Here is an 18,451-nt window from a genome sequence, read left to right on the forward strand (position 1 = left end):
CGCGCACACCTTACGCGCCTTTCGTTTCGCAAACAAATCGGTTTCGTATTGCAAAGCTCGCGGCAAGCGCGGAAGATGTCCGGTATGACCATCGATGCCGCTGCCGCAAGTGTGCCGCTCGACGCCCCGAGCCGACGTGAACTCGCGCTCGCCCTCGTCGCCGAACGCGGCTTCGTGCGGGTCGCCGAGCTCTCGCGGGCATTCGGCGTCACGACCGTCACCGCGCGCGCCGACCTCGACGCGCTCGAACGACATGGCAGCATCCGGCGGGTCCACGGCGGCGCCGTGCCGGTCTCCTCATCCCTCGCTGCCGAGCGCCCCGAGCGCGAACCGAGCTTCGAAGAGGCGCTCGAGGCATCCGTCGAACCGAAACGACGGATCGGCGAGCAGGCGGCGGCGCTCGTGCGGAGCGGGCAGAGCATCATCCTCGACGTCGGCACGACGACCCTGCAGGTCGCGCGTGCCCTGCGCGCCCGCACCGAGCTCGAAGACGTGGTCGTCTTCACGAACGGCCTCTCGATCGCCCTCGAGCTGGAGTCCGAGATCCCGCGCTTCACCGTCGTCGTGACGGGCGGCACGCTCCGTCCGAAGCAGCACTCGCTGGTGCATCCGCTCGCCGGCTCGATGCTCGACGAGGTGCACGTCGACCTCGCCCTCATCGGCTGCAACGGAGTCGACCCCGCGCACGGCGTCACCAACGCCAACCTGCCGGAGGCCTCGGTCAAGGCCCTCATGATGCGGGCCGCCGCGCGCTCGATCGTCGTCGCCGACGCGTCGAAGCTCGGCGAGGTGCATCTCGGCAGGATCGCTCCGATCGACGCGTTCGACGGACTCGTCACGGATGCCGCGGCGCCGGCGCCGATCGTCGCCGAGCTCCTCGACGCAGGGCTCGCGGTGCACTTCGCACGAGACTCTAGAGTGGATCCATGACCCTTCCCACGGGAGAACAGTTCGAGCTCGAGACGACGACGTCGAGTGGTGACCTCCACGCCACGATCACTGCCGTTGCAGCAGGCATCCGCACCCTCAGCATCAACGGCATCGACCTCGTGCCGCCGTACAGCGAAGATCAGACGCCGCCCATGGGGGCCGGCATCGTGCTCGTGCCGTGGCCGAACCGCATCCGCGACGGGCGCTGGAGCCACGACGGCGTCGACCACCAGCTCGCGATCTCGGAGCCCGACAGGAACAACGCGATCCACGGCCTCCTCCGCTACGCGGAGTACAAGCCGATCGCCCGCGAACGGAACTCGGTGACGCTCTCGGCGACGGTCTACCCGCAGCTCGGCTTCCCGTATCTCCTCGGCACGGCCGTGCACTACGAGCTCGACGCCGACGGGCTGCGAGTCACCCATTACGTCGAGAACCTGGGGGCCGACCCGGCCCCCGTCGCGGTCGGCACCCACCCGTACCTCAAGATCGGCGGTGTGCCGACGGCCGACCTCGTGCTGCGCCTCGACGCCGCGAGCCACATCGAGGTCGATGACCGTCTGCTGCCGACGGGCGAGGTGCCGGTCGACGGCACCGAGTGGGACTTCCGCGAGGGCCGGCGCGTCGGCGACGTCTCACTCGACGACGCCTTCGGCGAGATCGCGAGCGAAGACGGCCAGGTGCTGCACACGCTCACCGCCCCCGACGGGCGCAGCGTCTCGATCTGGGCAGACACCGCGTTCGAGTACGTGCAGGTCTACACCACCGATCGGTTCCCGGGCGAACCGGGCGGCGTAGCGGTCGCGGTCGAACCGATGACCGCGCCGGCCGAGGCGTTCAATTCCGGCCGCGGCCTGCGCTGGCTCGACCCGGGCGAGGAATGGCAGTTGTCATGGGGCATCCGGTTCGAGGGATTCTCGGCGGAGTAGCCGAGCCGGCCCGGCGGGACAACAACACCGGGGGCTAACCGACGACGCACGACCCGGAGTCGACTGCCGTTTCAAGCCCCGGCGCGGCACTCGCGAGCGGCGAGAGCGTCGAGGTCGGGATGGCGAAACCGACGTTGTCGACCGTCTCCGACTTCGCGAAGACGACCGCGGCGACCTCGCCGTCGCCTGTGAGCACCGGGCCGCCGGAGTTGCCGTGGTCGACGTCGGCGGCGAGGGTCACGACGTCTCGCGTCGACGTGCGGCCGGACGACTGGAGCGTCAGCGGCCCGCTCGACATGACATTCGCGGGGCGCAGCTCGAACGGCCCGCCGAACGGATATCCGGCCACGGCGACCTCCAGGCCCGGTGTCGCCTCGGCGAGGGCGAGCGGCGGCGTCGCGAGGCCCTCGACCGCGATGAGTGCGAGGTCGTTCGCTTCGTCGTACGACACCACGCGCCCGGGCACGGCCGGCCTGCCCGGCGCCTCGACGATCGGTTCGGTGACGCCGGCGACGACGTGGGCGTTCGTCACGATGCGGTCGGGAGCGACCACGAAACCGCTGCCCGAAAGGGTCGAGCCGCACTGGAAGGCGCTGCCGGTGACACGCACGACGGATGCCGCGGCGGCCGCGAGTTCGGGATCGTCGACCGCGAAGTCGGGCAGCGCTGGACTCTCGGTCGGCCCGTCGAGCACGCCGACGAGCCACGGCAGGCCCTCGCCGAGTGCTGCGGTGCGGATCTCGGCGAGCAACGTCCGGGCCGGCGCCGGGGTGACCGCGTCGAGGCCCTGCAGCACCCGCGACCCGGCGACGGCGGGGGAGAGCACGGGCACGCCCATCGCCGAGACGCCCGAAGCGACGAGTGCGACGACGAACGCCGTGACGAGCAGGTTGCCGACGGCTCCGAGGATGCGATCGAGCACCCCGAGCTTGACGGCGCGGACTCCGCTCCGGAGTGCCCGCCCGATCACCGCGCCGAGCCAGGCGCCGATGCAGAGCAGTGCGATCGCTCCCGCGATCGCCACGGGTGCCCGCCACTCGGGCCACGGCACGATGCCGGCGAGCCACGGCATCACGAAGAACGCGGCGATGCCGGCGGCGACCAGGCCGACGAGGCCCGCTGCCGTGCGCAGGAGTCCGGCGCGCCAGCCGTTCGCGATCGCGCCGATGAAGACGAGCACGAGGGCGATGTCGAGCAGGATGCTCCAGAGCACGGGGCTCCCTTCGGGGCCGAGGAGACTCCAGCCTGCGGCATCCGTCTTCGAGACTGCTGAAGGCGCGCAGATCGTGAGGGCACGGAAGCGGCCCCGCCGGGTCGACGGGGCCGCTCGTCTGCGCTCGGTGTCACATGGTGGGCATCAGCACCGAGTCGATGAGGTAGACGGTCGCGTTGGCGGTGTGCACGCCGCCGCAGATGACTGCGGCATCGTTGACCATGAGCTCGTCACCCGAGCCGGTCACCTCGACCGTGCCGCCTTCGACGGTGGTCTGCGTGCCGACGACCTCGTCGGGCGAGAGCTGACCGGGCACCACGTGGTAGGTCAGGATCTTCGACAGGGTCGCCGAGTCGGTCTTCAGCGACTCGATGGTCGCGGCGTCGATCTTGGCGAATGCGTCATCGACGGGGGCGAAGACGGTGAACTCGTCGCCGTTCAGCGTGTCGACGAGGTCGACATCGGGGTTCAGCTGGCCTGAGACCGCCGACACCAACGTCGTCAGGAGCGGGTTGTTCGAGGCTGCGACGGCGACCGGGTCGGTGGACATGCCGACGACGGAACCGGGTCCGTCGGGCACGGCTTCGGCGTAGGCGGCGCAGCCGCTGCCGACCAGATCGGCTGCGGGGTCTGACTCCATCGCCTCCTCCGTCGGCTGGCTCTCCTCGGACATCGCGGGTTCGTCGTTCTCGGCGGCGGTGCCGCCCATGCTGCAGCCTGCGAGGCCGAGCACGGCGACGGCCGTGATCGAGAGCGCGGCGAGGGCGGTGCGGGTGCTGCGGTTCGTGGAACGCATCAGTCGACTCCTTCGTGAATGGCGACCACGGAAGCGGGTCGTTGCGAGGGGTTCGGCACCCGTCATCGATCGGATTGGTCGCCGTCCCGACCAATCGGATCCGGCCTCCGCTGCGAACCACCGTCGACCCGAGAAAGCAGGCTCCAGTGATCACCCTCGCGCTCATCGGTCTCCTGGGAGGCCTCATCACCGGCATCTCACCGTGCATCCTGCCCGTGCTGCCCGTGATCTTCCTCTCGGGCGGCGCGCAGAGCGCGAGAGGCACAGCGGATGCCCCGGCGGCCGGTCGCTGGCGGCCGTACCTCGTCATCGCGGGGCTCGTGGTGAGCTTCAGCGTCTTCACCCTCGCCGGCTCGCTCCTGCTCGCCCTGCTCGGGCTGCCGCAGGACGTGCTGCGATGGGCCGGCATCGTCGTGCTCGTGCTCATCGGAATCGGTCTCATCGTTCCCCGCTTCGAGGAACTGCTCGAGAAGCCGTTCTCGTGGATCCCGCGAAAGAACGTCGGCACCGAGCAGGGCGGGTTTCCGCTCGGACTCGCCCTCGGCGCCGTCTACGTGCCGTGCGCCGGCCCGGTGCTCGCGGCGATCACCGTCGCCGGGTCGACGGGGCGCATCGGAGCCGAAACGGTCGTCCTGACGCTCTCCTTCGCGGTCGGCGCAGCACTCCCGCTGCTCGTCTTCGCCCTCGCCGGCCGCCGTGTCGCCGAACGCGTGAAGACCTTCCGCACGCACCAGCAGGGCATCCGCATCACGGGCGGCGTCGTCATGATCGCGCTCGCCGTGGGTCTCGTCTTCAACCTGCCGCAGCTGCTGCAGCGGCTCGTGCCCGACTACACGAGCGCATTCCAGCAGGAGCTCGCGGACTCGGAGGAGATCACGAGGGCGCTCGACCTCGGCGGGCTGGTCAACGAGGAGAACGAAGATCTCGACCAGTGCACGGACGGCGCGTCCGAGCTGGAGTCATGCGGCACAGCACCCTCCATCACCGGGATCCAGCAGTGGTTCAACACCGAGGGCGGCGCACCGGTCGACCTCGCCGACCTCCGCGGCAAGGTCGTGCTCATCGACTTCTGGGCGTACTCGTGCATCAACTGCCAGCGATCCGTGCCGCACGTCGTCGCCTGGGACGAGGCCTACCGCGACGCCGGTCTCGCGGTCGTGGGCATCCACTCGCCCGAGTACGCCTTCGAGAAGGAGCCGCGCAATGTCGAGGCGGGCATGAACGCATTCGGCATCGACTACCCCGTCGGCCTCGACAACTCGCTCGCGACGTGGACGAACTACCGCAATCGCTATTGGCCGGCGCACTACCTGATCGATGCCGAGGGCGTCGTGCGCCATATCTCGTTCGGCGAGGGCAACTACGCCGCGACCGAGGGGCTCATCCGCGAGTTGCTGCAGGACGCCGACCCCGGCGTCGCCCTGCCGCCCGCCACCGAGCAGGCCGACGAGACCCCGGAGGCCGGTTCGACGACTCCCGAGACGTTCCTCGGCACGACGAAGCAGGTGAACTTCGGCGGCGATGAACCGTACCGCCGGTCGACGACGGACTTCGTCGTTCCGAAGCAGCTCGCGGCCGACTCGTTCGCGCTCGACGGCGCATGGAAGCTCGACACGCAGTCGATCACGCCCACGGGCGAGCGTGCCCTGGTGCAGCTCGACTACACGGCGAGCGAGGTACGCCTGGTGCTCGGTGGCGAGGGAACGATCACGGTCGACGACGGCAGCGAGCGCCGCGAGATCGCGGTCAGCGGCGTGCCGAGGTCGTACGAGCTCGTGAAGACGGATGCCGCGGCATCCGGAATCATCACCGTCACCGTCTCCGCGGGCGTGAACGCCTACTCCTTCACCTTCGGATGAGCCATGTCACCGTATCCGAACGCGAAACCGACCCGGCTCGCACGGTGCCGGGCATCCGATCTGCCATGCTGGAAGATGTGGCCGACCGCGAGCGTGACCTCACCGCGCCGGGGTCCGGACCGACCGCCGAAGAACTGCTCTCGCGCGTCGGCGCGGGCGACCGGGAGGCCTTCGGCGAGCTCTACGACCAGACCGCGGCCCGGGTCTTCGGTCTCGTGCGCCGACTCGTCGTCGATCCCGCGCAGGCCGAGGAGGTGACGCAGGACGTGTACCTCGAGATCTGGCAGACGGCCCCGCGCTACGACGCCTCGCGCGGCAGTGCCATCGCCTGGCTGTTCACGCTCGCCCACCGCCGCTCCGTCGATCGCATCCGAGCGTCCCAGGCTGCGCGCGACCGCGACCTGCGCATCGGGGTGCGCGACCTCGACGTGCCCGTCGACACGGTCGCCGAGGCCGCCGAGATCCGGGTCGAGCACGAACGGGTGATCGGCGCGCTCGGCGGACTCAGCGAACTGCAACGGGAGTGTGTTTCGCTCGCCTACTACGGCGGGCTCACGCAGAGCGAGATCGCCGACCGCCTCGAGGTGCCGCTCGGCACCGTCAAGACCCGGTTGCGAGACGGGATGATCAGATTGCGAACCGCATTGGGGGTGACGACGTGAGCGAGACGAACGAGCCGCGCGACGAGCACGACGAGTCTCGGGCCGGACTCCCGGCAGACGGCTCTTCCGAGGCTGCTCGTGACGATGTCGCCGCCTACTCGCTCGGCGCCCTCGACGCCGACGAACGGGCCGCCGTCGAGCGTGCATTGGGGGCAGATGCCGAGCTGCGCGACGAGGCGGACGGCTTCGCCGAGACGGCGGCGCAGCTCGCGGGGGCGGCCGCGCCCGTCGAGCCTCCGCCGGCGCTGCGGGCCCGGCTCCTGGCGCAGCTCGACGAACTGCCGCAACAGCTTCCGCAGGCGCAGCAGCAGGCACCGGCGCCGCAGGCGGCGCAGGAGCAGCAGCCGGCGCAGCCGCCACGGAAGCCCGGCCCGACCGAACGCACCGCGCGGCGTCGCTGGTTCCAGCGTCCGGGAGCGATCATCGCCGCAGCGGCGGCCTCTGTCGTGCTCATCGCGGGTGCGATCATCGGCGTCGGGTGGGCAGGCCCGAACGGCTGGGGCGCGCAGCGCGAGATGACCGCCATCGCCGAGGCATCTGATGTGCAGTCTGAGACCCACGAGATCGAGGGCGGCGGCGCCGTCACCCTCTACTGGTCGGCCGAACAGGGCCGCTCGGGCGTCGTCGTCGAGGGGCTTCCCGATGTCGGAGACGAGTCGACGTACGAGCTCTGGTACATCGACGATTCCGGCGCTCAGTCGGCCGGCACCTTCGATGTGCAGGGCGAGGAGAGCTGGCGGGTGCTCGACGGAGAGTTCGCCCCCGGTGTCGCGGTCGGCGTCACGGTCGAGCCCGCGGGCGGTTCGCCGCAACCCACGACCGATCCGATCGTCGTCATCGCCACGTAGTCGACCAGCGACAACGGATGCCGCTGCGCCGCCCCGCCTCGGCTAGGGTCTGAGTGCCCGCGGCAGCGGGACCAGCACACGATGAGGAGTTCGGATGCGCGTCGGCATGTTCCTGAATTACGCGGGCGGATTCCGGGAGGTCGCGGGCGAAGTCGTCGAACTCGAGCGTGCGGGCGTCGATCTCATCGCGGTACCCGAGGCGTACTCGTTCGACGCCGTGAGCCAGCTCGGATTCCTCGCGGCCCGAACCTCGACCATCACGCTCGCCTCCGGCATCCTCCAGCTCTACACACGTACTCCCACGCTCACGGCGATGACCGCCGCCGGTCTCGACTACGTCTCGGACGGCCGGTTCGAGCTCGGCATCGGGGCATCCGGGCCCCAGGTCATCGAGGGCTTCCACGGCGTGCCCTACGACGCACCGGTGGGCCGCACTCGCGAGCTCGTCGACATCTGTCGCATGGTGTGGCGCCGCGAGCCGGTCGTGCACGAGGGCCGGCGTTACCAGATCCCGCTGCCTGCGGGCGAGGGCACCGGACTCGGCAAGCCGCTGAAGCTCATCAACCATCCGGTGCGCGAGCGCATCCCGATCACGATCGCGTCGCTCGGCCCCAAGTCGGTCGAGCAGACCGCGGAGATCGCCGACGGCTGGCTGCCGATGTTCTTCCACCCCGAGCGGGCCGCCGGCGTCTGGGCCGACGCGCTCGCAGCGGGCACCGCCAAGCGCGCGCCCGAGCTCGCGCCCCTCGATATCTTCGCAAGCCCCGCGCTCGCGATCACCGACCACCCCGAGCAGGTGCTGCCGCTCGTGAAGCCGCAGCTCGCGCTCTACGTCGGCGGCATGGGTGCGCGGGGCAAGAACTTCTACAACGAGCTCATCTCGAACTTCGGGTTCGAGGCCGAGGCCGCGCGCATTCAAGACCTCTATCTCGAGGGTCGCAAAGACGAGGCGATCGCCGCGGTGCCCGACGAGCTCGTCAGCGCGATCTCGCTCATCGGCCCGGCCGGTCACGTGGCCGAGCGGGTCGCCGCCTTCGCCGAGGCCGGTGTGACGACCCTCGCCGTGACCCCGCTCGCCCGCTCGTCCGCCGAGCGGGTCGCGCTGATGGCCGGACTTCGGTCGATCGTCGGCTGAGGTGCCGCTGCGACTCCCGCCGGGGACATTGTCGAGCACGTCGAATCTGCCTCTGGCGCGCCGGCCGGTGCGGGTCTAGCGTGAGATCGTGCCCTCGATGTCGCGGGCGCAAGGGACACCGGGGAGGAGCCGCCGTGGCGGGAACGTTCGAGCTTCTGCGAGGCGTACCGATCGTCGACCAGGCCGAATAGCTCGAACGCCCGCCGAGGCGGTGCCCGACAGGGTCAGTGACCCGGGTGATCGATGGCCGACTCGCGCGAGCGCCATGCCGTGTAGGCCCAGACGGCGAGTGCGAGCATCGGTCCCCAGTACCAGAGCGGGAGTACGAGCGCCATGATCAGCGTGTCCATCAGCGCAGTCGGGTCACCGGCGACCGTCACGAGCATCGAGCCGGCCGAGATGCAGAGCACGCCTGCCGCAGTGAAGCCGGGCACCGCAGCCGCGAGCACGGGCACCGGGCGTCCGCCGATGCGCGGAATCCAAGCGGGGACGACGCGCCCCCACGGCAGGATCAGTCCGAGTGTGAGGATGATCGCGGCGACCGCACCGGATCCGAGCATGAGGCCGGTGGCGCGCACGTCGGCGGGAAGATCCGAGGCGCTCGGCGCGAACAGCGGCCACGGGGTCAGCCAGCTCGCCCGCGCGATCGCGTAGGGCACCGGTCCGAGCGCCGCGAGGATCGTGAGGGCCCGGCGATGCCGCACGAGCCAGCCCTCGAAGCGGTGTCCGGCCGGCCCCTCGCGGAGGGCGATGATCGCCAGCGCGACCCAACTCGCCGTCACCGTCACCGACACGCTGGCCACCAGCAGGTTCGGGAGGTCGGCGATCAGGGTACTGGTGAGCTTCTCGGCGAACCCCGCAACGCCGTCGAGGGTCAGGCCTGCGAGCCAGACGAATGCCGCGGCGAGCGCGATGACCCCCGCGAGCAAGGCGATGCCGAGCCGAGGAGCCCGCACGAGCATGACTGCGACGGTGACGACTCCGGCGACGACCGACGCCACGCCGAAGAGATAGCCGGTGTACGCGATGGCGGTGGTGCTCCCGAGCGAGAAGCCGAGCGCGAGGGCGATCGCCGCGGCACCGCCGCCCGTCAGACGCGGGTGCGCGGCCATCGACCCTCTCGGGAGCACTGCCAGCGTGAGCAGCACCCCGGCACCTCCGGCGGCGATGGCGATCACGGCGACCGGAGTCGCCCCGAGCAGCGCACTGGCAACGCTGCGCATGTCGTCAGCAGCGAACGGGTTCAGCGCCGGTGCGAACAGCCAGACCAGCCCGAGACCGGCGACCCCGGCCGAGCTGACGAGGGCGAGCAGGGCGAGTGCCCGCACCCGACGGGTGGCGGGGGGCGCCGGGGCAGGCTTCGTCGCAGCAGATGCGGTGCGTGTCGTGATGGTGTCGGTGTCGGTCATGGTGGAGGCCTCCTCGAATGGATGCGGCGGAATGCGCCGTCGGCTCGTGGTCACAGGCAGATCGTGGCAGCGCTCGCGAACCGCCGCCTCACCCGAGCGGGTGAGACGACGGCTGACGGCCGCCGGTAGCGTTGGTCGCGATATGGATGCCGCGTCAGACCCTTCAGCTCCGGAGTCGCTGCTTGCTCGCGCCCCCGACCGGGTCGCCCCGACGCTTGCGGACTGGGCATGGGCCGCGGCCGGGGCAGCGGCGCTGCTGCCCCTCACGATCGTCGAGCTCGTGCGCGCCGTGCTCACCTCGCAGACCATCCCGTGGGCGGTCGTCGTCGGCGCGCTCTACTTCGCGCTGCACCTCACGGTCGCCGTGCGTCGCCGGTCGCCGCGCGGCGCGCTCATCGCGGCATCCGCCGTCATGCTGGCGCTCACCGCCGCGAGCCTGCCGGACGCCCCGACAGTTGTCGTGCTGCTGCCCAGTAGCCTCGTCTACCTCGTGTTCGTCTTCACCGCCGCCGCGAGCGACGACCGATGGGCCGACGGACTCGCTCTCGTCGTCGGCATCGTCGGCGCCGGCCTGATGACCGTGGTGGCGATCGCGCACGGCTCGTCGACGGCGGCTCCCGTGCAGCCAGAACCGGCCGCGTTGATCGCCCTCGCGGGATTTCTCGTCGCGTCGATCGGTGCCGCATGGGCGCTCGGGCGGTATCGGCGGGAGTCGCGCCGCAAGCGTGCCGCGCAGGAACTCGGGCGAGCGCAGGCCGCCGAACTCTCGGTGCAGCACGAGCGCGAGGCGATCGCCGACGAGCGGCGCCGCATCGGGCGAGAGCTGCACGACGTCATCTCGCACTCCCTCGCCGTGATGGTCGCCCAGGCGGAGGCCTCGCGCGTGCTCCAGAGCCGTGCCGACGGCGCCGCCGACCCGCGGGCCCGCATCGCGATCGAACAGGTCGTCGCCACAGGTCGCGCGGCGATGAACGACATGCGCGGGCTGCTCACGGTGCTCGCCGAGCCCGACCCCGAGCCCGAGCCCGGCGACGGCATCGTCGGTGCAGCGCTTCGTGCGCCGAGCCCCGGGCTCGCCGATCTCGCCGATCTCGCCCTGCGCGCATCCGGCCCCGAGCGAATCGTCGACGTCGACTCGACGGGGGAGCCGAGGGTCATCAGCCCCGGCACCGGGCTGACGGCGTATCGGGTCGCGCAGGAGTCGCTCACCAACACGCTGAAGCACACCCGCGCTCCGACACGCAGCCGGGTGCAGCTCGACTGGACCGACGACGCACTCGTGCTCACGGTCTCAGATGACGGTACCGCCGTGACGGACGGCCGCCGGCCCGGCGCAGGGCGAGGCATCCGAGGCATGCGCGACCGTGTGGAGCAGGCCGGTGGCCGTCTGGAGAGCGGCCCACGCGGCGATATCGACGGCTGGATGACTCGTGCGACCCTCCCGTTCGATTCGCACCCCACCGACCGGGAGCCACGAGATGACTGACCGTTCACCGTCGACCGGCGATGCCGTCGTCGCAGCCGACCGCATCCGTGTCGCCATCGCCGACGATCAGGAACTCATCCGGTCGGCGGTCGCCGTCATGATCGAGGCGCAGGCGGATCTCGAGCTCGTCGCCGAGGCATCCGACGGGGCCGCGCTTCTCTCGGCGGCCCGGGCCCATCGCCTCGATGTCGTGCTGATGGACATCCGGATGCCGCGGCTCGACGGTATCGAGGCCACTCGCCGGCTCGTGCTCGAGCACCCGCGCACTCGGGTGCTCGTGCTGACCACGTACGACCTCGACGAGTACGTGTTCGCTGCGGTGCGAGCCGGCGCCAGCGGGTTCCTCACGAAAGACGCCTCGAGTGAGGAGTTGGCCGCCGCCATCCGTGCTGTGCATCGGGGTGACGCCGTGCTCGCACCGCGCGCCACCGCGAGCCTCGTCGAATTCGTCGCCCGGGCACCGCAGCGGCACGACGCGGAATCGCTGCTCGCGCCCCTCACCGCTCGCGAGCGCGACGTGCTGCAGGAGCTGCTGACCGGCGCCGCCAACGATGTGATCGCCGAGCGGCTCTACATGACCGTCAACACCGCGAAGACCCACATCGCCTCGATCCTCGCGAAGCTCGGGCTGCCAGACCGCGTGCACGTGGTGATCTGGGCGTACGAGCACGGGCTCGCGCGGTGATCGCCGCAGACGGCTCGAGTGCGGTTCGCACACGGAGTGGACGCAATGGAGCGCTGCGGGAACAGACGACCTCGGGTAGAGAGGCTGGTTTCCGCGTGGGATCAAGGCATCTGCGACGATCCCGGCCTCGCCGAGGAGCCGGACGACCCGCTGATCAGCGCGTCGGCGGAACCAAAGAAACGACCTCGAACACGGCTCACGGACGAGGAAGTGGACGCTATGCGAACAGCCCGTGCGCAGGGCGTCAGCGTGAGCGTGCTGGCCAAGCAATTCGGGGTTCATCGCGGGACGGTATGGGCGAGAATAGGGCATCACACCGGAATCGGCCAGATGCGCGTCCCACGAGCCCAGTAATCTTCATAGTTGACCGCGAGGGCAGACATCGGAACGGAGACCGCTGATCCAGGATCATCGGCTCCGAGGATGACTCCAGCTGTCGGCAGGACTACCCCTGATCGCATCGCAGGAAACACCAAGTGCCGATCATGAAGCTTACGTCGGTCGTGCCGATTCATGAAGCGGACCTCGACGTCGCGAAGCCCTGTCATCACCGATGAGATCGCGCCAGCGAAGTTAGAGCGGTCACGGTCATCGCTGACGAGAAGGCGGAGCCGTGTGGCCGAAAGGCCTCGCAAAACGATGAGGAAGTCGCGGACCCTCGACGGCTCGCTGAACAGATAGCGATCAATCCAAATGGCGTGCTCGACTCCAGCCAGAAAGTCGGCAAACCTTTGAACCGACTCGCCGGGCGTACCCGGCCAGCCAGGATTCTTGAGTCGAACTTCCTCCAACAGCTTCGACTCTTCGATCAGTTCTGAAGGCTTGAACTCACCGCTCGTATTCGTAGAGCCTAAGCACAAGAGCGCTTCGCTGCTGATGGCATCACAATCCTGCGGCGCACGGGCGCCCAGGAGAACTTCCACGGTCGCGGCTGGCAACGCTTCGATGATTCGACGTCGGTCGTTGTTCAGGTGCTCGACCGCATTGACTCGACCTTGGCGTGCACTCGCACCATGGAAACGACGTGCCAGCCAGGTTGATTCACCGACCATCTCTTTGAGAGTCCCAAGATCGGTATCCAGCACTTCCGCATCCTCATCACTGAGCACGGGAAGCACCACGGTTTGTGCTCGGCTGATCAGAGGGCTCCCGGAGAAGCTGAGGTCAAGCATGTCACCCGAGCGTGCGACCAACAGGGCACCTGTATCCCGCGCGGCTTCGGAGTCGACGAGAAGTCGATAGAGCATGGAGTGGAGCGTCCCGCCTTGTGAACGCCGTATGGCGTGACCGTAATCGTCGAAGACGAGTTGGGCGCATCCAGCCGCATCAATTGCGGCCGCGACGTCCGCGTCGATTTGTTCGCGTAGCTCCCTCTGACTGTTCTCGGTTACACCGCGACCATCCACCATCACGGCGGACTCTCCGAGTGCCTCGGCTACCGACTCGCAGACTGCGCTGAGGCCCCACCGTGGGAGCGATCGGACTAGAACGATCTCACCTGTGAGTACTCGCTCGGCAATCTGGTTGATCCAGGCTCGCTCGCTGGGAAGCCAGCTAAACACCAGAACTCACTGCCCGCTCGACCGCACGGATGCGTGGTTCTGTCGTGTCAGGAAAAACAAGCCCGTACGGTCCGGCATGGCTCAGCCGACGAGGGTCCTCATCGAAGAGCATCCTTCCCAATTCTCGCTCCTCCGAGTCGGCCGACCACAAGTCGCGCAGGAGATTTGCCTCCTCAGGAAACCACTCAGCGAACGAGTCCAGGATCTCACTCGCTTGGCGGAATGGAGAACCCTCACCATCTTTGCGCGCGCCCACCTCTAGAGACTCCAACGACATGTGCCAGGGAATCTCGTCCCTGTGTCGCTGCTGCACTGCGAGCGAGCAAGCTTTTCGCGTCAATAGCGCGTGTCCGCCGTATTCCGCGAAGAGAAAGTCGATAACCTCATGCTCGCGGACACGGACCCCCATGCGCCGACCAAGGTCTCGAACCATTTCCGCCATCTCATCTCGGGACAACGGTGCGAGATACATCAGGCGAACGAGCTTGTACAGGAGGTTGTCCGTTCCAGCTCTAAGCAATGGACGTTCAAAGAGAGCAGGGTCAACCCCAGCGCAAATGAGCACCAGCCCCGACTGGGGTTCGGCGCTTTGGATCATTCCACGCAACTGGGTGAGCGCAATCATCATGTCGTTTGCATCTGCTCCGAGATGTGACCGAGCAGGGTGCAACTGATCGATCTCATCGATGAAGATCTCCAAGCGTCCGCTTGCGTGGCGGGACAATGCCTCAAGATCGCGCAACCAATGCAAACGCATCAGATCGATCCCGATCTTAAGCTCACCGTTGCGGTTCAATGCTCGCAGACGCGGCATCTCACCCTCGTTCGCATCGAGACCGCGGACTGACCCCCAGGCGCCCTCGAGTAGGCGTACTCGGAAGTCATCGGCGCTAGCAAGGCCGCTGATGTCGACCCATACCACTGCACGCCCCGCATCGCGACGCCGCCCGGCTACGAAGTTCAAGAGCGAAGTCTTACCTGTCTTTCGCAAACCGAATACACCAACCGACTGACCTCGCTCGATCGCCGAGACAATCTGTTGAAACTCCGCGGTCCTGCCGAAGAACCCGCCAGGGTCATGCACTGGTGTGGTCATGTCGTAGTGATCAACTGAAGTGAGCACCGCTGCCATCCGATGTCGGATATCAGGTGCGTCACTCCCCAAGTCGCCGAGATGCAGATCAATCGCCGCGAACTCGCCGCGCCGCCGCCTCAGCAAGCGTTCCACATCGGCATCCAGGCTGGCAATCATAAAGAGGCCGTGATCAACCCGCGCATTCGTTGAAATCCTGCGCTGAACAAGCTCCAGTAGCCGAGGTTCCACCTCGGGGTACTCGGCATAGACCAGTTGTATCTCCAAGTGAGCGTCAAACATCTCGGCGACGTTCGGCTGTAACGTAATGTTGATCCACCAGCGCCGAGAGTCCGATTGGTCCTGCTCGCATCGCCAGATGCCACAGCCTGAGCGCTCCAAGTAGGCCAAGAGTTCGGCACCGTGATCGGTTACCCTGCGGAAGCGGTCCTTGTAGCGCTCCAACTCTTGCTGACGCGCGGTGTGCGGGGTCGAGTCACCCCGACCGTATCGGACTCCGTTTGACACGTTCACTCCGTTCCATTCTGCGTAAGGTTCGGTGCCGACAGCTGCTGGGCAACCTGCGCAGCAAAGGCGGGATCGGCGTGGATGCGGGCGATGACATCGTCGGCGACCTTGTTCACGTCGATCGGGCCGTCGTACTCGATCTGCACACGGTCGCTCGGGTAGCTGAAGTCGATTCGGGGCGAGTAGGCGCTCTCGCCGTTGTCGCCGTAGGCAGTGAGGACGTGATCGAAGACGAGCTGCACTTTGGTGTGGAAGATGTCGACGGTGTACGGCACTTCCGGCAGGCTCTGATCAAGGACGCGACGGATCGTGCTGTTGACGTCGTTGGTGGTGGCGACTTTGCGCCGCCAGTCCTGCACGAGCTTTTCGTGCAGGTGTTCCAGCAGTTGCTTCGCGCTCGCCTTGACGGTCTCTCGCTCCTCGGCGGTCAGGACAGGGTCGGGTTGGGTGAGCAGGTCGAAGATCGCGAGCTCTTCCTCGGTCATGCCCTCTCGAACGGCCCGTTCTTCCTCGGCGGTCAGGGTCTGGGACAACTCGATGAGACGGCGCAGGTACTCGTCGATATTCACGCTGCCCGCGTTGTAGTCCTCGATGAGCTGTTCAATACGTTCGACCAGCTCGTAACGAGTCGGGTTCCGCAGAGCGGCGCCGATAGCCTGCTGGCGGAGCAACTGCGCGAGCCGATCGGTCTCGGCGCGTCGCCGGCCTGCGAACTTGGCGGCGAGGCCGTCGAAGTCGATGAGCGAAAGGTCGATCAGCGGGTCGGGGTTGGTGCCTTCGGCTGCGGCCCGGATGACGTATTCCTCCGCGCCCACCGAACGGTCCAGCAGGGCATCAACCGCATCCGCCACCGCCGAGATATCGACCTCCGGTTGTCGTGTGACTTCGGCAATGCGCTCGTGGAGCACGCGGATCGCGGCGACGGTGCGCTGCTGGGCTGCGGCCTTCGGGTTCGGCAAGAGCGCTTTGAAGAGCTTGCGCACTTGCCGCGCTTTGCCGGTGAAACCGTTGCGGGTCTCCTCATCGACAAGCAAAGCCTCGACCGCGGCGTCGCGCTCGGCGATGTGGGCGAAGCCTTCCGCGTCGCGCATCGCCAGGAGGTCGACACCGGCATTCGTGCAGAACGAGGTCAGCTCGGCCACCGCAGCATCCAGCTCGCCCGCGAGAGCGTCGATGATCTCGATCGGCGACTCACCAGCGCTCGCTGCGCCGTAGACGGCGAGTGCCTTCTCCAGGTTCCGGAAGACGCCGACGTAGTCGACGATCAGCCCGTTGTCTTTCTCGGGGAAGACGCGGTTGGCGCGGGCGATGGTCTGCATCAGGGTGTGGTTCTTCATCGGCCGGTCGAGGTAGACCGTCGACACGCTCGGCGCGTCGAAGCCGGTCATCCACATGGCGCAGACGAAGACGAGCCGCAGTGGGTCGTCGGGGTCTTTGAACTTCTCGGCGAGGTCTTCGCGGTTCATCCGCTCGCGATGGGGACGGATGTCGAGGCCCTGGTCGTCGAGCGTCTTCAGCTCGTTCTGGCTCTGCGACACCACCACCGCCATATCGGTGGTCTCCATCAACTCGATGCGCGAAGCAAGCCAAGGGCGCTCCAGCTCCGGCAACGCATCGTGTTCAGCACGTAGCTCAGCGAGATGCTCCGCCCACGCCTCCTGCACCAGGTCATACATGCGCACGGCGGCGGCCTTGTCGAGCCCGACGTACATAGCCTTGCCCGAGAACCCTCGCCCGACGAAGTGTCGTACCAGGTCGGATGCGATGGTCTTCAGTCGCTCCGGGCGGGTCAGCAGCGTGTACTGCGTGCCGAACTCGCGCGCCAGCGCGCCCTCGGCATCCTCGTCGAGTTCGGCGGCTTCGAGGAGTGAGTCGAGCTCGTCGGAGAAGTTCTCGTTGACCAGTTGCAGCTCGGGGATGCGGTTCTCGTAATAGAGCGGCACGGTCGCGCCGTCCTCGATGGCGTCCCGGAAGTTGTAGATACTGACGTACTCGCCGAACTGCTCCCGGGTCGCCTGCTCCTCACCCGCGATCAGCGGCGTGCCGGTGAAGCCCATCATCGATGCATTGGGCAGCGCCCGACGCATGTTCAATGCGAGTGTGTCGTACTGACTGCGATGCGCCTCGTCGGTGATGACGATGATGTCTGAGCGCTCCGAGAGCACCGGCATCTCCCGCTCGCCCGCGGCCTTGGACGGCTGGAACTTCTGGATCAGCGTGAACACATAGCGGTGATCGGCGGCGAGCAACTCGCGAAGATGAGCGATGGATGCCGCGTGAACCCGCGCCTCGGGCGGAACCACACCGGCGTCGGCGAACTCACCGTGAAGCTGGGTATCGAGCTCGGTGCGGTCGGTGACCATCACGAACGTCCACTTGCCTGCGATCTGGCGTAGCACCTTCTGCGTGAACCACAGCATCGACAGCGACTTGCCCGAACCCTGGGTGTGCCAGAACACACCGAGTCGCTTGTCCTGCTCGGCACGAGCCCGGCGCAGGTTCTCGATGGCCGCGTTCACACCGAGGTACTGGTGCGAGCGGGCGACGTTCTTGATGAGACCGCCCGGGCGCTCCAGGTACGCGACGAAGTTCTCGAACAGGTCGAGCAGGATCGCCGGGTCGCAGGTGCCCCGAAGTGCGGTCTCGAGCGCGATCGCGCCACGGGTGCCCGCGGCGTCGATGACCTTCCAGTCGCCGAAGAACTCCCACGGCGCGTAGGTCGCCCCGACCTTCGCCTCACTGCCGTTCGAGAGCAGCACGAAGCAGTTCGGGATGAACAGTTGCGGGATGGTGTCGCGGTAGTCAGTCAGGTTGTCGTCGTACGCCGACTTCAGGGCGACGCCCGGCTCCTTGAACTCCATCAGCACCAACGGCACACCGTTGACGAACAGGGCGACGTCAAGGCGACGGGAGTGCAGGTGGCCCTTGACCCACATCTGCTGCACCGCCAACAGATCGTTGTCGGTGGGGTTCTTCAGGTCGAGGTAGCGCAGCGTCTCAATGCGCTTTTCACCGAGATCGTCGATCCACTCGGCCCGGTAGCCGTCACGCAGCAGGTCGTAGACCTCACGGTTCGCACGCACGCGGTCCATGACAGAGCGATCCTTGGTGAGCACCTCAATGGCCTCGTTGATCGACGTGTCGGGGACGTCGGCGTCGTTGAGTTTTCGCATCGCGAAGCGGAGGCGATGTGTCAGCACCACGTCATGCTGGGAGTCGCGACCGAGCGTGCCTTGGGCTCCGAGTGTCTCCTGAAAGGCGTCTACCTGCGTCCAACCGAGCTGGCCCAGCAACTCCATGCTGGGCTTCTCGACGTACGCGAACTCCGGACCCGACG

General features: G+C 67.7%; 14 protein-coding genes. 8 read left to right on the forward strand and 6 right to left on the reverse strand.

Translation table 11 applies throughout. The features are described 5' to 3' along the window. Positions 1–84 precede the first annotated feature (84 nt). Together FHG54_RS06170 and FHG54_RS06175 are read left to right on the forward strand one after the other, a co-directional pair. A complete protein-coding gene (locus tag FHG54_RS06170) occupies positions 85–930 on the forward strand; it encodes a DeoR/GlpR family DNA-binding transcription regulator (RefSeq protein ID WP_139416494.1) in 846 nt (281 codons plus the stop codon). After that, complete coding sequence (locus tag FHG54_RS06175; RefSeq protein ID WP_139416495.1) at positions 927–1,859, forward strand: aldose 1-epimerase family protein; 933 nt, start codon at positions 927–929, stop codon at positions 1,857–1,859. Before FHG54_RS06170 ends, FHG54_RS06175 begins: the two co-directional genes overlap by 4 nt. Before the next feature lie 34 nt (positions 1,860–1,893). Here the strand turns inward: FHG54_RS06175 and FHG54_RS06180 are convergent, their stop codons facing one another. Together FHG54_RS06180 and FHG54_RS06185 are read right to left on the reverse strand one after the other, a co-directional pair. Continuing rightward, entirely contained in the window at positions 1,894–3,072 is a 1,179-nt protein-coding gene (locus FHG54_RS06180; RefSeq protein ID WP_168197127.1) for a MarP family serine protease, read from the reverse strand. A gap of 130 nt (positions 3,073–3,202) precedes the next feature. Beyond that, positions 3,203–3,868 (reverse strand): fasciclin domain-containing protein, encoded by a 666-nt coding sequence (locus FHG54_RS06185; RefSeq protein ID WP_139416497.1) that lies wholly within the window; start codon positions 3,866–3,868, stop codon positions 3,203–3,205. Between the two features lie 146 nt (positions 3,869–4,014). Here FHG54_RS06185 and FHG54_RS06190 point away from each other — a divergent pair, with 146 nt between their 5' ends. The 4 genes from FHG54_RS06190 to FHG54_RS06205 all read left to right on the forward strand — a co-directional run bounded on the left by FHG54_RS06190 (position 4,015) and on the right by FHG54_RS06205 (position 8,372). Continuing rightward, entirely contained in the window at positions 4,015–5,727 is a 1,713-nt protein-coding gene (locus FHG54_RS06190; protein ID WP_338025695.1) for a cytochrome c biogenesis protein DipZ, read from the forward strand. 65 nt (positions 5,728–5,792) lie between these two features. Then, the gene (gene sigK, locus FHG54_RS06195) at positions 5,793–6,389 is read left to right on the forward strand and encodes an ECF RNA polymerase sigma factor SigK (protein ID WP_139416498.1); all 597 of its coding nucleotides are present in this window, start codon (positions 5,793–5,795) and stop codon (positions 6,387–6,389) included. Next, entirely contained in the window at positions 6,386–7,237 is an 852-nt protein-coding gene (locus FHG54_RS06200; RefSeq protein WP_233437888.1) for an anti-sigma factor, read from the forward strand. Before sigK ends, FHG54_RS06200 begins: the two co-directional genes overlap by 4 nt. A gap of 94 nt (positions 7,238–7,331) precedes the next feature. Further along, the gene (locus tag FHG54_RS06205) at positions 7,332–8,372 is read left to right on the forward strand and encodes an LLM class F420-dependent oxidoreductase (RefSeq protein WP_139416499.1); all 1,041 of its coding nucleotides are present in this window, start codon (positions 7,332–7,334) and stop codon (positions 8,370–8,372) included. 224 nt (positions 8,373–8,596) lie between these two features. On the opposite strand, the gene FHG54_RS06210 is transcribed toward FHG54_RS06205, so the two are convergent. Further along, complete coding sequence (locus FHG54_RS06210) at positions 8,597–9,781, reverse strand: hypothetical protein (protein ID WP_168197128.1); 1,185 nt, start codon at positions 9,779–9,781, stop codon at positions 8,597–8,599. A gap of 142 nt (positions 9,782–9,923) precedes the next feature. Here FHG54_RS06210 and FHG54_RS06215 point away from each other — a divergent pair, with 142 nt between their 5' ends. Both FHG54_RS06215 and FHG54_RS06220 read left to right on the forward strand, forming a co-directional pair. Beyond that, the gene (locus FHG54_RS06215; RefSeq protein ID WP_168197129.1) at positions 9,924–11,267 is read left to right on the forward strand and encodes a sensor histidine kinase; all 1,344 of its coding nucleotides are present in this window, start codon (positions 9,924–9,926) and stop codon (positions 11,265–11,267) included. Continuing rightward, entirely contained in the window at positions 11,260–11,952 is a 693-nt protein-coding gene (locus FHG54_RS06220; RefSeq protein ID WP_139416502.1) for a response regulator transcription factor, read from the forward strand. Before FHG54_RS06215 ends, FHG54_RS06220 begins: the two co-directional genes overlap by 8 nt. Positions 11,953–12,263: 311 nt before the next feature. Here the strand turns inward: FHG54_RS06220 and FHG54_RS06225 are convergent, their stop codons facing one another. From FHG54_RS06225 to FHG54_RS06235, 3 genes are all read right to left on the reverse strand, one after another. Continuing rightward, the gene (locus FHG54_RS06225; protein WP_139416503.1) at positions 12,264–13,361 is read right to left on the reverse strand and encodes a hypothetical protein; all 1,098 of its coding nucleotides are present in this window, start codon (positions 13,359–13,361) and stop codon (positions 12,264–12,266) included. Between the two features lie 145 nt (positions 13,362–13,506). After that, positions 13,507–15,114 (reverse strand): AAA family ATPase, encoded by a 1,608-nt coding sequence (locus FHG54_RS06230; protein ID WP_139416504.1) that lies wholly within the window; start codon positions 15,112–15,114, stop codon positions 13,507–13,509. A gap of 2 nt (positions 15,115–15,116) precedes the next feature. Next, complete coding sequence (locus FHG54_RS06235) at positions 15,117–18,413, reverse strand: type I restriction endonuclease subunit R (RefSeq protein ID WP_210415478.1); 3,297 nt, start codon at positions 18,411–18,413, stop codon at positions 15,117–15,119. Positions 18,414–18,451 lie beyond the last annotated feature (38 nt).

It is taken from the genome of Agromyces laixinhei, from assembly GCF_006337065.1.
Lineage (GTDB): Bacteria > Actinomycetota > Actinomycetes > Actinomycetales > Microbacteriaceae > Agromyces > Agromyces laixinhei.

Coding starts and splice junctions, on each gene's coding strand:
- FHG54_RS06170 (WP_139416494.1), top strand. CDS start 85: ATGACCATCGATGCCGCTGCCGCAAGTGTGCCGCTCGACGCCCCGAGC.
- FHG54_RS06175 (WP_139416495.1), top strand. CDS start 927: ATGACCCTTCCCACGGGAGAACAGTTCGAGCTCGAGACGACGACGTCG.
- FHG54_RS06185 (WP_139416497.1), bottom strand. CDS start 3,868: ATGCGTTCCACGAACCGCAGCACCCGCACCGCCCTCGCCGCGCTCTCG.
- sigK (WP_139416498.1), top strand. CDS start 5,793: ATGCTGGAAGATGTGGCCGACCGCGAGCGTGACCTCACCGCGCCGGGG.
- FHG54_RS06205 (WP_139416499.1), top strand. CDS start 7,332: ATGCGCGTCGGCATGTTCCTGAATTACGCGGGCGGATTCCGGGAGGTC.
- FHG54_RS06210 (WP_168197128.1), bottom strand. CDS start 9,781: ATGACCGACACCGACACCATCACGACACGCACCGCATCTGCTGCGACG.
- FHG54_RS06215 (WP_168197129.1), top strand. CDS start 9,924: ATGGATGCCGCGTCAGACCCTTCAGCTCCGGAGTCGCTGCTTGCTCGC.
- FHG54_RS06220 (WP_139416502.1), top strand. CDS start 11,260: ATGACTGACCGTTCACCGTCGACCGGCGATGCCGTCGTCGCAGCCGAC.
- FHG54_RS06225 (WP_139416503.1), bottom strand. CDS start 13,361: ATGGTGGATGGTCGCGGTGTAACCGAGAACAGTCAGAGGGAGCTACGC.
- FHG54_RS06235 (WP_210415478.1), bottom strand. CDS start 18,413: ATGGAGTTGCTGGGCCAGCTCGGTTGGACGCAGGTAGACGCCTTTCAG.